This window comes from Teredinibacter purpureus (assembly GCF_014217335.1).
Taxonomy (GTDB): Bacteria; Pseudomonadota; Gammaproteobacteria; order Pseudomonadales; family Cellvibrionaceae; genus Teredinibacter; species Teredinibacter purpureus.
Window position 1 is genome coordinate 4,387,968 of the sequence record NZ_CP060092.1, and the last position, 16,887, is coordinate 4,404,854.

The following is a 16,887-nucleotide window of genomic DNA, read 5'->3' on the forward strand; positions in this document are numbered from 1 at the left end:
GTACTAGGTGTACCAATAATCGGGTACAATGCTCAATGATTCTCCCGCTCGGGGAAGATAACAACAATAAATCAACTTCATACTTCATCGTCAAGATTGGGGAAGTGTGGACCGAAATCAGGTAATGATGTGTCTATATTAGAATCAGACACTGTAGTGCAAGGTAACAATATCGTCCTTTTCTCAGCCAATAGCAGCCTCCAAACAGGGCTTCTGGCTAAATTAATCGGCGAAGAATTACAACTTGACTGCAGCGTCCACAGAGAGCTTGGATCAGTACCCGCTGGTACAAATGTGATACTGATCGATTGCAATGGTCAAGACCTGGAAACACTCAGTGAATTTGTTCGCGAGATTCAAAATACTCTCGAAAACGTTAATGCCGCACTCCTCAACGCTGAATATGAAAGCGAACAGGAATCACTGCTTGATTGGCCCTGTGTTTCCGGCTTGTTCTACGTAGATTCAGAGCAGGAACAACTCATCCGCGGATTAAAATGTCTGCTAGAAGGCGACTTCTGGGTGCCCCGCCGACTACTTCATACATTTTTGGACAAAAACAGAAAAGCACCTTCGAACATTAAACGACCGAATGTAAAACTAACAAAGCGCGAAAAACAAATTCTGAAATTAATCAAAGAAGGCGCCACAAACGCTGATATTTCCGAATCATTGTCCGTTAGTGAGCATACAGTCAAAAGCCACCTTTATAACGTATACAAAAAGATTGGCGTGCGTAACCGTCTCGAGGCCAGTAACTGGGTACGCGATATGGACGATCTAGATAACTAAAACGCTAAGACATACCTCACACCAAAACCCGGATTGTTCCGGGTTTTTTATTGCCCCCAATCCCATAAAGTTAATGTAAAAGTCTAAACTTTCATCGAATGAAACGCGTATAATTTCCGGTTGGCTAATCTCGCTTCGCGATTTGCCCCGTAACCCCCATTTTTTAACCGGACAATAATCTGTGGATACCATCGTAGTACGTGGCGCGCGCACCCATAACCTGAAAAATGTTGATCTCGACCTCCCCCGCGATAAGCTTATCGTTATCACTGGCCTGTCTGGGTCAGGGAAGTCTTCTCTGGCATTTGACACGCTTTATGCCGAAGGGCAACGGCGTTATGTTGAATCCCTATCAACCTATGCCCGCCAGTTCCTATCCATGATGGAAAAGCCAGACGTCGATCATATTGAAGGGTTAAGCCCAGCCATTTCCATCGAACAGAAATCCACCTCCCACAACCCTAGATCCACGGTTGGCACTATCACCGAGATCTACGATTATTTGAGGCTTCTTTACGCACGCGTAGGCGAACCTCGCTGCCCTGAGCACGACGAACCCCTCGCCGCTCAAACGGTCTCGGAAATGGTGGACCAAGTCCTCACGCAACCTGAGGGCAGTAAAACGATGCTGCTCGCGCCAATTATTCGCGACAGAAAAGGCGAGCACTTACACATATTTGACAGCCTACGCCGCGACGGTTTTATTCGAGCGCGCATCGATGGGCTTGTGGTTGATCTAGACGATACCCCTACCCTCGATAAACGGAAAAAACACACCGTAGAAGCCGTGGTCGATCGTTTTAAAATTCGCAGCGACATAGCGATTCGAATAGCCGAGTCATTTGAAACTGCAATTAATCTGGCCGACGGCATTGCCATCGTTGCCGATATGGACGGCAAAAAACCAGACCAGGTTTTTTCCGCGAAGCATTCGTGCCCTGTTTGTGATTACTCACTGGCAGAGCTAGAGCCTCGCCTTTTCTCCTTTAATAGCCCTGCCGGCGCATGTTCGGGATGTGACGGCCTTGGCGTAAAACAGTTTTTCTCAGAAGATAAATTGATTCAATTTCCTGAATCGTCATTATCTGAAGGCGCTATAAGAGGTTGGGACAAACGCAACCTCTATTATTTTCATATGCTGAAATCTCTCGCAGAACATTTCGGTTTCGATACAGACAAGCAGTGGAAACGCCTTGCAAAAAAACACCGTGAAGTCATTTTATACGGATCCAAAGGTGAGGAAATTGATTTTAGTTACGTCAACGACCGAGGTGACACCTATAATCGCAAGCACGCCTTTGAAGGCGTAGTGCCTAACCTCGAACGACGCTACCGCGATACAGAATCAAATTCTGTTCGCGAAGAACTCTCCAAATTTTTATCCATTATGAAATGCCCAGACTGCGATGGAGCCAGGTTAAACAAAGAGGCCCGTCACGTATTTATCGACAAAAAGACACTACCCGAGATTACCGAATTCCCGGTCGGCGAAGCCTATGATTATTTTAAGAAATTAAAATTTACCGGCGCCAAGCACAAGATAGCCGACAAAATATTAAAAGAGCTACGTGACCGATTTCGTTTTTTAGTCGACGTTGGCCTCAACTATTTAACGCTCAACCGCAGCGCAGAAACGCTCTCCGGCGGTGAAGCACAACGTATTCGATTAGCCAGCCAAATTGGTGCCGGGCTTGTTGGTGTGATGTATATCCTAGACGAGCCTTCTATAGGCTTACATCAACGTGACAATGACCGGCTACTGGGCACCCTTACCCACCTGCGAGACTTAGGCAATACCGTAATCGTTGTGGAGCACGACGAAGACGCTATTCGCGCAGCCGATTACGTTGTCGATATTGGCCCCGGTGCGGGCGTGCACGGTGGCGAAGTGATTGCTGCAGGAACCTACAAACAGGTTCTTAAGGCAAAAAACTCTATCACGGCCGACTACTTAACTGGCCGCAAAAAAATTGAAGTCCCGTCTTTGCGGCATAAGCCGAAAGACGATAGCCATCTAATATTGCATAAAGCCCGAGGCAACAACTTACGAGATGTCACACTCACTATCCCCCTTGGGATTATGACCTGCGTAACAGGCGTTTCGGGTTCAGGAAAATCAACCCTTATTAATGGCACGCTTTACCCTCTCGCCGCCACGGCATTAAACGGTGCAACAACCTTAACTCCCGCAAAGCACGATTCAGTAGAAGGCCTAGAGCTGCTCGACAAATGCGTGGATATAGATCAAAGCCCTATTGGCCGTACGCCTCGCTCAAACCCTGCTACTTACACCGGGATCTTTACACCCATCCGCGATATATTTTCTGGTACACAAGAAGCGCGCTCACGAGGGTACAAACCTGGCCGCTTCAGTTTTAATGTAAAAGGTGGCCGCTGTGAAGCCTGCCAGGGCGATGGCGTTGTAAAAGTCGAAATGCACTTTTTACCCGACGTGTACGTCCCTTGTGACGTCTGTAAGGGCAAACGTTACAACCGAGAAACTCTCGAAATAAAATACAAGGGTAAAAACATTCACGAATGTTTAGACATGACCGTTGAGGACGCACGTGAATTCTTTGACGCAATACCCGCAATCGCAAAGAAACTACAAACACTCATGGACGTAGGCCTTGCATACATTCGCCTAGGCCAAGCCGCTACCACGCTATCCGGCGGCGAAGCGCAAAGAGTAAAACTTAGTCGCGAGCTTTCTAAACGTGACACTGGTAAAACACTTTACATTCTCGACGAACCCACTACGGGGTTGCACTTTCACGACATTCAACAATTACTTAATGTATTACATCGATTGCGCGACCACGGCAATACAATCGTTGTTATTGAGCACAACCTTGATGTTATTAAAACAGCTGACTGGGTTATCGATTTAGGCCCAGAGGGAGGAAGCGGCGGCGGTCAAATTATCGCAGAAGGAACGCCGGAAACCGTTTCGCGCGTGAAGAAATCCTATACCGGCGCCTACCTAAAAGACATGTTAGTAAAATAATAAAACGTTACTGCGTATAAAGCTCCTGCATATAAGACTGTGCGCTTTGCTGCCAAGTAAAGCGCACATCACCCGCAGCACGCATCATTTTTTTCCACGCTTCAGGCTCTTCATCAAATAGCGTTCGTACACGTTTAAATTCCCCCGCCATCGATTCGGCTTGCTCAACCGCAGAACCGCCGCTAAAACAGAACCCTGTCTTATTGTGTTCTACAGTATCTTTTAAACCACCTACGCTATTCACAAGGCACGGCTGACCAGCCCGCATTGCCAGCATCTGGCTTATCCCACAGGGCTCGAATGAGCTCGGCATTAAAAATAAATCGCCATAGCGATATAAATACAACGATAGTGCATGGGAATAACCATTCAGGAAAATAAAGTTACTGTAGCGTCCACTCACCCGAAGAAGAAAGTCTTCATAGACGGCATCGCCAGTACCTAGCAGTATTAATTGATCCCTGTCACTTAACGTATCGAGCATGGTCTCTAACGCCGTCTTCCCACTCGCGACATACGTCGACAGCAACTTCGCCTTTTGCTCCGTGATTCGGCCCACGGAGGTCACAGTGAAACCGCGTGATTTTTTGTGAGCCCAATAATCCAAACGCTTATCTGCGACAAAATGTGCACTCGACAACTCCGACTGATGACTGGCCCATGTCACCAAACATTCTTCAGCAAGCGCCACGACTTTTTTCTTGGCCGGATCAGCATAACGAGCGCCCTTTGGGTATTCGCTGCCATTTATAATCCCAACTAGATCACCTGTTGCAGAGCGTCCGTTTAAATCATCTTGCAGGCCTTCGCCACCGTATAGGCCGTTTATCTTGTCACTAGGCTGCAGTATTTCTTCTGCATACGTAGGCGAAACCGTATGCACTTTGTCGGCTAAAAGAATTGCGGCACGCATTGGATTAACACAATGAGGATTAACCGGATCGCAAATACTTTGGCCATCATAATGTAAATCTGGATACCACGTTTCCAATGAAGACGAATCCCCCCTAAGGGGCCTAACACCTTGCATCGCCAAATTATGAATGGTGAAAACCGACCGAATAGTCTTTAAGGTTTGTAACGCCGGTGAAAACTCTATCAAGATTAAGAGAAAGGCTGTGTGCCAATCATGACAATGGAGAACATCGGGCCGCGCCAGCGCACCGTCCAATAACGCCTTACCCAATGCAGCGCAAAAAAAAGCAAACTTTGTTGCGTCGGTGGCAAAAGGTCGATCATGATCATTACAATAGACCGTTTCGCCACTGGGAGAAAAAGCGGGGTGATGAATAATATAGTTGCTAGCCCCCCCATTTTTTTGGGTCTGCAGCAACAACACTACCTGATGAGTCGAACCGCCAAAACTGACTTCATACTCGGCAACAATATTCAACCCAGGAAGGCGTGCTAAAAAGCCATATGACGGAAGCACAACATCAACCTCAGCTCCCAACGCCACAATAGCGGGAGGTAGATCGCGAATTACATCGGCCACACCACCTACTTTTGCACCAGGAAGAAAATCGTTCTCCGCGGCAACCATCAAAATACGTTTATTATTTTTCATTCGCTCTCTTAGTAATACCTCTAACGTACGCTAGAGCCTTGGCCTAGCATCTCGCGTGTAACCAAAACAACACCTTTCTTCGAGACCCTAAACCCTCGAGCGATATCATGTTCGTGGTCATGCCCAATAACCATCCCTTCTGGAATAACGCAACCACCATCAATAATCGCGCGTTTTATCTTCGCATGACGATGAATTTCAACTTCAGGCAATACCACGGCTTCTTCAATGGTTGTAAACGAGTGCACGTGAACATCCGAAAACAGCAGCGATTTTTTAACCTCCCCACCAGAAATAACACAACCACCCGATACCATAGAATCAACCGCGTAGCCACGCCGTCCTTCATCATCAAATACAAATTTTGCAGGAGGCAAATGTGTTTGATAGGTCCAGATTGGCCAATCGTGGTTATATAAATTTAACGCGGGCGAAGGAGACACCAGTTCCATATTGGCTTCCCAGAAAGAATCCAATGTCCCTACATCACGCCAATAAGACGCAACAGCGGTGTCGTGATCACGAAATCGAAATGCGCGAACATTATGAGTATTAATAATTTCTGGAATTATATTTTTACCAAAATCGTGCTCCGAATCTGGGTTTTCGGCATCCTTACGCAACTGCTCGAATAAGAACTCTGTATTAAAAATATAGTTACCCATAGAAGCAAGTGTCATGCCGGGCTGATCAGACAACTCCGTGGGGGTTTTGGGCTTTTCATCAAAGCGCACGATTCGGTTATCATCATCAACCGTCATCACACCAAATGCTCCGGCGGCCTCTTCAATAGGCACTTCTATACATGACACCGTGAGGTCCGCGCCTTTTTCCACGTGATAGGCGAGCATTGACCCATAATCCATTTGATACACATGGTCACCAGATAACACCATTACATACTTAGGCGCTTCCGACATAATAATATCTAGATTTTGATAGATTGCATCAGCAGTCCCCTGATACCAATTCGGAGAATAACGCTGAGACGCAGGCAGTATTTCGACATACTCCCCTAGCTCTTTTTTGAAATGACTCCATCCACGCACTAAGTGGCGAATAAGGGAGTGCGCTTTATATTGAGTTAACACTCCGATTTTTCGAATACCGGAATTAACGCAATTCGATAACGGAAAATCAATTATCCGAAACTTACCGCCAAAATGTAATGCGGGTTTCGCTCGCCAATCGGTCAATTCATGCAAACGACTACCACGGCCTCCTGCGAGAATTAGGGCCATAGTATCGCGAGTTAATCGACTCACGTAGCGGGAATTCGGATCTAACATCAGCTTCCTCCTTTAATCCAAATTAAAACGGTGCAAAGATACCCCTATCGCAACCGACAAAGTTAGGCGTCAAAATAATCAGCCTCAATTAAACATTATTTATATTTTCCAAATATCTCGAGCATAATCTTGAATTGTTCGATCACTTGAAAAGTAACCACTTGCTGCCGTATTCAAGATACTGGATTTTGTCCAAACTTTCTTCTGTTTATACACCTGCGAAGCAGACCATTGCGCATCTATATAACTTCTAAAGTCTGCAGCCACCATCCACGGATCCATGGGATTTCGAATAGACTGAACAATTGGCTCAAAGATTCCTGGTTCGAACATACTAAAGTGACCGCACTCAATCAACCGCAATACGCGTTTTAAATCTTCGTCATTTTCAATAATATCATTGGGGCTGTTATGTAAACTAAATTCCGGTATCTCTTCTACTTTCAGCCCAAAAAGAAAAAAGTTTTCACGGCCAACAGCCTCTAGAATTTCGATATTAGCACCGTCATACGTCCCAATCGTGAGAGCTCCGTTCATCATAAACTTCATATTACCTGTACCTGATGCCTCTTTTCCAGCGGTAGATATCTGCTCAGACAAATCAGTTCCGGGGCAGATTATCTCCATGGATTTCACCCTGTAATTGGGTAAAAAAGCTAGTTTTAGATACGGATCTACACTTTTATCTGAGTTCACCACTTGCGCAACGTTATTCGCCAGCTTAATAGTCAACTTAGCAAGCGCGTACCCCGGTGCGGCCTTGCCTCCTAGCAAGACAGATCTAGGGACAAGCCCTTCAGTATCGCCGCGAGTTATTCGATCGTACAGGTGTATAACATGTAAAATATTCAAAAGCTGACGTTTGTATTCATGGATTCTTTTAACCTGAACATCAAAAATACTGTCGAGATCAAACTCGACATTACACTTTTGTATCACACGATCGCGCAAACGCTCTTTATTTTTTCGTTTTACGGCATCCCATCGCTGGCCAAATTCAGCGTCATCAGCAAAGTCTCGTAATTTTTCTAGCTGCGACAAATCAGTTTTCCATCCAGTACCAAGCGACTCGGTAAATAGATCGCCTAAGTCTCGATTACAATGAGCCAACCAGCGCCGAGGAGTAACACCATTCGTTTTGTTATTAAATTTTTCAGGCCACAGCTCGAAAAAGTCTCGGAACAAGCCCGTTGTCAACAATTTCGAATGTAGCTCTGCGACACCGTTTACGGAAAAACTACCCACAATCCCTAAGTATGCCATACGCACTTGGGGGGCCGAACCTTCTTCAATAAGCGACATTCTCTGCTGGCGAGACACATCCCCTGGCCACCGGTGGGCAACAACCGCTAAGAAACGTGCATTAATTTCGTAAATAATATCAAGCAGCCTAGGCAGCAACTCTTTAACTAAATCAACAGACCATTTTTCTAGAGCTTCAGGCAGTAACGTATGGTTTGTATAGGCCATAGTTTTAGTAGTTATTGTCCACGCATCGTCCCACGACAGCCCATGCTCATCCATCAAAAGACGCATTAGTTCTGCAACCGCTAACGTAGGGTGGGTGTCATTCAGCTGGAAACAATTAAATGCTGCGAACTCTTCAAATTTTTCTCCGTTCTCTAGCACCCAATCAGAGATGACGTCTTGCAAACTAGCCGAAGCAAGGAAATATTGCTGGCGCAATCGAAGCTCTTTGCCATTTTCGCTCGCATCATTTGGATATAACACCATGGTTATTTGTTCTGCAAGATTTTTTTGTGCTACCGCATCGGAGTAGTCACCCTCGTTAAATTCTTGCAGGTTAAATTCATCAGTGGCTGCGGCCTTCCATAATCGCAACGTGTTCACCTTGTCATTTTTGTAACCCGGTATCGGCATGTCGTAGGGCACCGCCAATACATCTTGAGATTGTATCCAGCGAGCGCATAATTCTCCCGCGTCATTATGATAGTACTCCGACTGCCCGTAAAATTTTACACGCCTCGTATGACGAGTCCGCTCGATTTCCCAGGGGTTTCCCGCAATCAACCAATGGTCCGGTTGCTCCACCTGCCTCCCTTCTTTAAAACTTTGTTGAAACATCCCGTATTCATAGCGAATGCCGTAACCAATTACCGGCAAACCCAACGTTGCACAACTATCCATAAAACATGCTGCTAGCCTACCCAACCCACCATTACCTAGGCCCGCGTCTTTCTCTTCCATTTCGATGGATTCTAAATCTGCACTAAATTCACTTAAGGCCTGCCGAATAGAGTCTTGCATATTTAAATTCAATATAGCGTTACCAAGACTGCGGCCAAGCAAAAACTCCAGGGATAGGTAATAGACCTTTCTGACTCGTTTCCCTTGCTCATGCGCTTTAGTAATTCGCCAGCGTTCCATTAATCTGTCTCTCACAGTTAACGCGAGCGCCGTCATCATATATCCACTAAGATCATCTGTATCGAAACGGCCTAAAGTAAAATTGAAATGACGATGTAGATCCGCAGCTACCTGGTCATGGTCATTGCTGAGGATTGGCTCCAACAATTTTTTATCCATAACGCTATCCTTTAGTGTGTGTGTTGTAATGTAGTTTAATGTTCAAAAACAGCTACGAGTAACTGTAGACTTTGGGCAGGCAATGTAATCATTCCACCTTTTTCAAAACGCGGTATAACGGGTATTCCCTTTTCTTGCTTTGTATCGATTTTCGCTTCCCAGTACAACGCTTCAATACCGTCTGCATCTGGTGTACCTATGGGTATACGAAAATCAACATCAGACAACCCTGAATTAAATAGCACTAGCAGACGGCTTTTACCCTCGCTTAGAGCTGCATCGTCAACAGGGTACCGTTCCAAAATCCAACCGAGTGTATTAACATTTTGTTCAGTCCAGTGAGACTCTTTCATCTCTTCGCCCGCTGTATTTACCCATCGAACAGCGCATTTAATATTACTGTTGGGTTCATCTGGGCGATGTATATAACGCGGAAAGGTAAGTAGAGGGTATTGCTGTCGAATGGAGATGATATAGCTCACATATTCTTGGAGCTCTTTATCCTCTTCAGTTAACGCCTGCCAATCAATCCAAGTAATATCATTGTCCTGGCAATAGGCATTATTATTACCCTTCTGTGTTTTCCCCAGCTCGTCACCCGCTAGTAACATTGGCGTTCCTTGGGATAGGAATAACGTCGCTAATATATTGCGCTTTTGTCGGCGCCGAATGGACCCTATTTTGATATCAGTTGTTTTGCCTTCGACCCCATAGTTCTCACTAAAATTGGCATGGTGGCCGTCTCGATTCTGTTCCTTATTGCGCTCATTATGTTTCTCTCGATAACTCACGAGGTCATGCAACGTAAAACCATCGTGGCTCGTGACGAAATTGATACTTGATGACGGTGTTCGACCGGAATGTTCGAAAAGATCGCTGGAGCCGTGTATACGTCTCGCAAATTCCGGTAACACACCCGGCTCTCCTTTCCAAAATTTTCGACATGTATCGCGGTACCTATCATTCCACTCACACCAACCACTTGGATAGTTTCCGAGCTGATATCCGCCAGGCCCGATATCCCAAGGCTCTGCAATTAATTTAACGTTTGCCAATACGGGGTCTTGTCTGAGCGCATCGAAAAAACCACTTCCAGCATCAAAGCCGTAGGACTCGCGCCCCAAAACGGTTGCCAAGTCGAAACGGAAACCATCTACACCCATTTCTCCCGCCCAATAGCGCAAACTATCCATCACCATCTGCAACACTCTTGGGTGGCGCACATTTAATGTATTGCCACACCCTGTATCGTTGACATAAAAACGTTGATCGTGCGCTTGTAGCGCATAGTAAGACGCGTTATCGATACCCCGAAAAGAAAGAGTGGGGCCTAAATGATTACCTTCAGCCGTGTGGTTATAAACAACATCCAGAATCACCTCCATTCCGGCTTCATGTACCGCGCTAACCATTCTTTTAAATTCGACTGGCCGTCCACTACCAGAATAACCTGCATGAGGAGAGAAAAAGTGTAGAGAGTTATAGCCCCAGTAATTACTTAACCCGTGGCTTTGTAAAAAATACTCATCAATAAAACCGTGTACCGGTAACAGCTCTATAGAGGTAATACCCAAATTTTTCAGATACGCCAGAACTTTCGGGTGTGCTAGCCCCGCATAACTGCCCCGATCATGGGCAGGCACGTCAAGGTTTAGCTGGCTAAAGCCTTTCACATGCGTTTCGTACACAACCATTTCATTCCTTGGAATGTTGGGTTTGTTGTGAGCCGGATGCGGCAGATCTTGAATACTTAGATCTTCCTCCGATACTACGACACACTTCGGCACTTCAGCAGCGTTGTCACGAGTATCAAGAACCAGATCTTGATGTGGACTATCAAGATCGTAGCCATAAACTCCGGGCACCCAACGAAACAGACCGTCAATTTGCTTAGCGTAAGGATCCAGTAATAACTTATGTGGATTAAAGCGGTGCCCTCTCTGGGGTTCGTATGCACCGTGCACTCGATAACCGTATAGCGCTCCCGACGGCAGCCCCTCGACAAAAACATGCCAGACCTGATCAGTTTGAGCGTCCATGGTAATACGCGCTAGCTCCATTCGCCCCAACTCATCAAATAGGCATAACTCTACACTCGACGCATGAGCAGAAAAAAGCGCGAAATTAACGCCTCCCTCAAGACAACTCGCGCCGAGAGGATAGGAACTCCCCTCTCGAGTAACAAATTGTTTCGTTTGCGTAAACTTATTCATTCAATCTATTACCCCACGGAATTTTAACAACGCACTAGCCTCTCACTCATTACACGTTAATATTACAGCCGCTAACGGAGGCAACGTTATTTGAATGGAGTGATCCCGATGGTGCCAAGGCACAGGCTCGGAGGAAACTTCACCCGCATTCCCTACGTTACTTCCCCCATATATTTCACTATCAGTATTCAACAACTCTTTATACACCCCGGGCTCGCGGACCCCTACGCGATACCCTTCTCTCACCATTGGCGTAAAGTTGCAGACGAACAACAATTTTTCGTGGGAGTTTTTTGAGATACGGTAAAAAGCAAAAATTGAATTGTGCCGATCGTCAGCCTCTACCCATTCAAAACCGGCTTCCTCTGCATCGAGTTCATAAAGAGCGGGCGACGCGCAATATAATTTATTCAGATCGCGAATCAACCATTTAACGCCCGCATGCTCCGGGATTTCGAGCTGATCCCAACGCAAGCTCTGATCATGATCCCATTCCGGCCCTTGACCAAACTCACATCCCATAAACAATAACTTTTTACCCGGATGCGCCCACATAAAAGCGTAATAGGCTCGCAAATTCGCGAATTTTTGCCAAGTATCGCCAGGCATTCGGCCCAGTATCGAGCCCTTACCGTGTACAACTTCATCATGACTTAAAGGTAAAATAAAATTTTCGCTGAATGCATAGTAAAGGCTGAATGTCATACCGTGATGATGGAATTGTCGATGGACAGGCTCTTTGGCAATATAGTCTAGACTATCGTTCATCCACCCCATATTCCATTTATAGCCAAATCCAAGACCACCAAAATTCGTTGGCTTGGATACGCCCGGCCACGCTGTGGACTCTTCCGCAACCATCATACAATTAGGGTAATTTTTGTAGACGCGCTCGTTTACATGGCGCAGAAAATCGATTGCTTCTAAATTCTCCCGTCCACCATAGGCATTAGGCACCCATTCACCGTCGTTCCGGCTGTAATCCAAATACAGCATTGAGGCTACGGCATCTACGCGTAAGCCATCAATATGAAATACATCAAGCCAGAATAACGCATTGGCCATCAAGTAGTTTGCAACCTCCTTGCGCCCGTAATTATAAATAAAGGTATTCCAATCAGGATGAAAACCTTGCCGCGCATCAGCATGCTCATACAAAGGCGTTCCGTCAAAACACCCTAATCCGTGTTGGTCTGTGGGAAAATGGCCTGGCACCCAGTCGATTAAAACGGCAACGTCAGCGCGATGACACTCATCCACAAAAAACTTAAAATCATCCGGCGTACCGTATCGGCTTGTAGGCGCAAACAAACCAATAGGTTGATACCCCCAAGAACCGTCAAAGGGAAATTCACTTATGGGCATTAACTGTAAGTGCGTAAATCCCATTTCTTTTACATAAGGAATAAGTTCAGCAGCAAGCTCTCTATAATTCAGGTACCGGTTTTGCTCTTTATATACCCGCCGCCACGAACCCAGATGAACTTCATAGATAGAGACGGGCTTATCGCGCTTTGTAAAAATCTGTTGCCGCTCTTTCCAATGAGCGTCACCCCACTCATACTCACAATTGTTATAAACCCTAGACGCTTGTTCTGGAGGTTGCTGTGCAAAAAAACCATAGGGATCCGCTTTATGCGGTAACAGTTTTCCATCCTGCGTCTTCAGCTCATATTTATAGAGTGCGCCGTCAGTAACGTTGGGAACGAATATTTCCCAAATACCACTCGGATTATGCTTACGCATCATATGGCAGCGCCCGTCCCAGCGATTGAAATCACCAATAACAGATACTCTTCCTGCATTTGGCGCCCATACTGAAAATTGTGTACCGCAAACGCCATCGTTAGTCTTTAACTGAGCACCCATAAACTGATAAGCGTTTTCATGTGTACCTTCACCGAACAAATAAAGATCCTGCTCACCTATGCCGCTGCCGAATCGATACGCATCTTCCTGTAGTTGCCAACGCCCCTCAATACAGACATTCAACTTATATTTGAAGCGGGTATCTGAGGCGATTAACCCTATGTAGAAACCGCCCTCGTGAACACACTCCATTTTAGCGAGCAGCGTAGCTTCGTCGTAACTAAACACTTCAACCGCGTCCGCGTAGGGAAGGTATGCACGGACTTCATATTGATTTTGGGCAACCGTATGGCAGCCTAGAATGGAAAAAATGTCGTCACAGTGGGAATCAACTACCGACTGTATAACTTCTGGTGCAATCCTACCCATAACGTGTATCACTCTCCTACTTTCGGTTTCGTCTCTGTGCATCTATTTCTTTAAGCAGCAGTATTGTTCTTTCACAATCAAAAATATCTTCCACGCTCTTACAAATTTTACGCTGCCAATTAGGGTATTCTTTGTAGGTTCCGGGCACATTGACGGGTTCATCCATTAAAAGAACATCCTCTAACTGTATTACAAATAGTTTGGAGCGGACCCGGCTAACAGCCTTTAAAATTGAAAATATTAAATTAACATCAGCATCTCTTGATACCTCACGATGCGACCAAGCGCGTGGCAATAAATGTTGGCGATCTAAAAAATCTAGCACCTCCTTTTTATCACGGCTTCGCTGCTCAACCATTAATGCGTAATTAACACCTTCTTCAAATATATTAAGGCGATCTCTCAGCAATAAATCAGTACCATCCCACCAGCTTTTCAACGTAGGAACATCATGATTATTGACCATGGCAAGCGCATGCTCATCGTAATACTCCGGTGATTTAAACGCAGTATAATGTTCACGCTCAAAATAGAATACTCGATTAGAAAATATTCCTGCCGCATTAATCGCGTCTCTAAATTCATCAGGAACCACCCCTAGATCTTCACCAATAATTGCGCATTCGTTACGATAGCTTTCCAAGCAAAGCAGCGCCAGCATATCGTCGAAGGGATAGTACACATATGCACCATAATCAGCCGTTTTACCCGGAGGGCACCACCATAGCCGCATCAATGACATCGCGTGATCGATACGGAGCGCTCCGCAACGCGACATATTTTCGCGTAATATCTGTATAAAATGAGCGTAACCGGTAGAGCGAAGATGCGCGGGATCCATCGGCGGCAGCCCCCAATTTTGGCCCTGCTCGGCCAAGGGGTCGGGCGGCGCGCCCACTGACACAGATTGGCAAAATTGGTCTGGATTTGAAAACGCTTCGGCCCCACCACCATCGGCGCCCACGGCTAGATCACGAACCAATCCAACCTTCATTCCTAGCGCTTCACAATGAGCCTGACAAGCGCCTAACTGCTGATGCGCTAGCCATTGCAAATATGAATGAAAGAGAACGTCTGCTTCATACAAGCCTAACGCGCCCCGAAACACCTCAGAGTTAGGAGCGGCTATTAAAACATCGTCGCTGATATCCGCGCGATACTCAGATCCAACCCAGTGATTACGTGCAGCCTCATAAAGTGCGAATTGCTTAAGCGGAACGCCACTGCCCCGAACAAACGCCTGAAATGCATCCCATCGTGCGCCGTGGTTTACACCATCATCGCTTATAAATTGCTTAAACATCGCTTCAAAAACCGGATATTTAAGGTTCTTAACCGCACTATAGTTAACACTAGGGCGATCTCTTAGCACCCCTAAACGCGCCTTCCTTTCCGCTTTACTCTCTGCAGAATGGAGACTATTAGAACGTAGAAAATCGGGTTCATTCGTAGGGTCAATGTAGAGCGGATTAATGAAACGCCGATCGGACGGGCTATACGGACTATTGTGAGCTTCAACGTCTGGAAGCAATACATGCAGAGGATTTAACCCAATAACATCAGCGCCTAGTGCCGCGGCCTTACTCGTAAGCAGTTGTAAATCCGAAAAGTCACCAATACCCCAATCTCCATCAGTACGAATCGTATAAAGCTGAATGATAAACCCCCACGGGCTATCTCCCTCGATTAGCCAAGCGGGCTGAAATACCTGAATAGGGGCAACCGCCAGTAGCGCATGTAATTTATGCGCTTCGCCGCCATCATTGAGTAAGCCTAATTTTGAGGCGCTTAGCGTGGGGAAACCGATATTGAGCGTGTAATAACCTGGTGTTGAGACAGCGCTATGGATCTTTCTTCGAGAATAACGATTTCCCTTATAAACATAGTCACCCAACTCTGGCGCATCCTCGGGCTTTACCGCACCAGAATCGGCCACGACACCACCGTCTCCAACCAACTTCCAATGTAATTTTTCGGATAACAATGCCGGGTGCAAATTTACGAAAAAATGAGCCGACTCATTCACGGCTATACGACACGTCTGTAGGGGAGGAAAAAAATGCCTCCAGGGCCCCACATCCAATTCGTCGGCAGATGCTTTAATGGCCCTCTCATCCTTGACATCGACATTCATCGCTTTCAGTAAATTAAGTCGATTTTGTATAGGCACCTGAACTAATTCACCACGATAATTTCGATATTCTTTTGCGATACCACGCCAATAAAACAACCGATCGAGATCACTCATATTAAATCCATTATTCGCTGATACTACTTTCACTGCAAAGGGCCGGCCAATAGTGCGAGACTCTACACTATAAGTTAACTAAGCGTGATGACAACAAAGGCAAAAGGTACGAATTGGAGTGGTCATACGGAAGATAAGCACTGCACCTACCGCTAGGCAACAATGCATACAACACTCGTTAACGGCGACAATGCTCTGAATAATAGCAGCAAAATTCAGTAACGGAAGGATCAGACAATCTATGAAAAAAAATAGCAGATATTTTTAGCTGGCATGAAAAGCATATTACGTTGGCGCAAAATACTACGAAAAGTGAATACGTTCAGGAGTACCTTAAATTAAACATTGAGTGCCAAGCACCCCTTCCTAGAAAAATCATTAATCAATCGAGCTATACCAATATCAACACTGCGCCAAGGTGCTCACGATGGCAAATAATACAGCACAAAAAAAACGCTCTCCTGAAAGGAGAGCGTTTTAGGAATTACTTGTATGTAGCTAACGAACGCCGCTGATACTCAAAACCTAGACAGTATAGCGATCACGGCCAGCAAGTAACCAGGATAAGTTGCTTACTCGGCAGCAGACTCTTCCGCACTAGCACGTGGACGATCTACCAATTCCACGTAAGCCATAGGCGCTTTATCGCCAGTACGAAGACCGCACTTTAAAATACGCAAATAGCCACCAGGACGGCCTTCGTAACGAGGACCAAGTTCGTTGAACAACTTACCAACGGTCGCTTTGTTACGCGTTCTATCGAATGCCAAACGGCGATTAGCAACACTGTCTACCTTTGACAAGGTAATCAGTGGCTCTGCGTGACTCCGCAACTCTTTAGCTTTTGCCAAAGTTGTTCTAATTAATTCGTGCTCTACCAATGACGCTACCATATTCTTGAACATGGCTTTACGGTGAGAACTGTTTCTATTTAACTGACGTCCACTATGACGATGGCGCATGACTCTAACCCTTCACTCGATTGC

9 protein-coding genes are annotated in these 16,887 nt (G+C 45.9%); 2 read left to right on the forward strand and 7 right to left on the reverse strand.

The window, feature by feature from the left end; genetic code table 11:
- The first annotated feature begins 129 nt into the window (after nt 1–129).
- Both H5647_RS19535 and uvrA read left to right on the forward strand, forming a co-directional pair.
- Nucleotides 130–792 carry a LuxR C-terminal-related transcriptional regulator gene (locus tag H5647_RS19535; RefSeq protein WP_045860694.1) on the forward strand — a complete coding sequence of 221 codons (663 nt, stop codon included), beginning with the start codon at nt 130–132 and terminating at the stop codon, nt 790–792.
- A gap of 181 nt (nt 793–973) precedes the next feature.
- Nucleotides 974–3,799: an excinuclease ABC subunit UvrA gene (uvrA, locus tag H5647_RS19540; RefSeq protein WP_045860695.1), complete on the forward strand. Its 2,826-nt coding sequence runs from the start codon at nt 974–976 to the stop codon at nt 3,797–3,799.
- 7 nt (nt 3,800–3,806) lie between these two features.
- Here uvrA and H5647_RS19545 read toward each other — a convergent pair whose 3' ends face one another.
- From H5647_RS19545 to rplQ, 7 genes are all read right to left on the reverse strand, one after another.
- Nucleotides 3,807–5,366 carry a glycogen synthase gene (locus H5647_RS19545; protein ID WP_236074984.1) on the reverse strand — a complete coding sequence of 520 codons (1,560 nt, stop codon included), beginning with the start codon at nt 5,364–5,366 and terminating at the stop codon, nt 3,807–3,809.
- Between the two features lie 20 nt (nt 5,367–5,386).
- Nucleotides 5,387–6,655 (reverse strand): glucose-1-phosphate adenylyltransferase, encoded by a 1,269-nt coding sequence (glgC, locus tag H5647_RS19550; protein ID WP_045860696.1) that lies wholly within the window; start codon nt 6,653–6,655, stop codon nt 5,387–5,389.
- 99 nt (nt 6,656–6,754) lie between these two features.
- Nucleotides 6,755–9,202: a glycogen/starch/alpha-glucan phosphorylase gene (locus tag H5647_RS19555; protein WP_045860697.1), complete on the reverse strand. Its 2,448-nt coding sequence runs from the start codon at nt 9,200–9,202 to the stop codon at nt 6,755–6,757.
- 35 nt (nt 9,203–9,237) lie between these two features.
- Entirely contained in the window at nt 9,238–11,415 is a 2,178-nt protein-coding gene (glgX, locus tag H5647_RS19560) for a glycogen debranching protein GlgX (RefSeq protein WP_045860698.1), read from the reverse strand.
- 42 nt (nt 11,416–11,457) lie between these two features.
- A complete protein-coding gene (gene glgB, locus H5647_RS19565; protein ID WP_045860699.1) occupies nt 11,458–13,653 on the reverse strand; it encodes a 1,4-alpha-glucan branching protein GlgB in 2,196 nt (731 codons plus the stop codon).
- 16 nt (nt 13,654–13,669) lie between these two features.
- Nucleotides 13,670–15,901, reverse strand: coding sequence for a 4-alpha-glucanotransferase (gene malQ, locus H5647_RS19570; protein ID WP_045860700.1), 2,232 nt, complete (start codon nt 15,899–15,901; stop codon nt 13,670–13,672).
- A gap of 572 nt (nt 15,902–16,473) precedes the next feature.
- On the reverse strand, nt 16,474–16,863 hold the full coding sequence (rplQ, locus tag H5647_RS19575) for a 50S ribosomal protein L17 (RefSeq protein ID WP_045860701.1): 390 nt from the start codon (nt 16,861–16,863) through the stop codon (nt 16,474–16,476).
- Nucleotides 16,864–16,887 lie beyond the last annotated feature (24 nt).

Bases quoted from the DNA above. Each gene is read 5' to 3' on its own strand.
- H5647_RS19545 (WP_236074984.1), bottom strand. From the start codon at position 5,366: ATGAAAAATAATAAACGTATTTTGATGGTTGCCGCGGAGAACGATTTT.
- glgC (WP_045860696.1), bottom strand. From the start codon at position 6,655: ATGTTAGATCCGAATTCCCGCTACGTGAGTCGATTAACTCGCGATACT.
- H5647_RS19555 (WP_045860697.1), bottom strand. From the start codon at position 9,202: ATGGATAAAAAATTGTTGGAGCCAATCCTCAGCAATGACCATGACCAG.
- glgX (WP_045860698.1), bottom strand. From the start codon at position 11,415: ATGAATAAGTTTACGCAAACGAAACAATTTGTTACTCGAGAGGGGAGT.
- glgB (WP_045860699.1), bottom strand. From the start codon at position 13,653: ATGGGTAGGATTGCACCAGAAGTTATACAGTCGGTAGTTGATTCCCAC.
- malQ (WP_045860700.1), bottom strand. From the start codon at position 15,901: ATGAGTGATCTCGATCGGTTGTTTTATTGGCGTGGTATCGCAAAAGAA.
- rplQ (WP_045860701.1), bottom strand. From the start codon at position 16,863: ATGCGCCATCGTCATAGTGGACGTCAGTTAAATAGAAACAGTTCTCAC.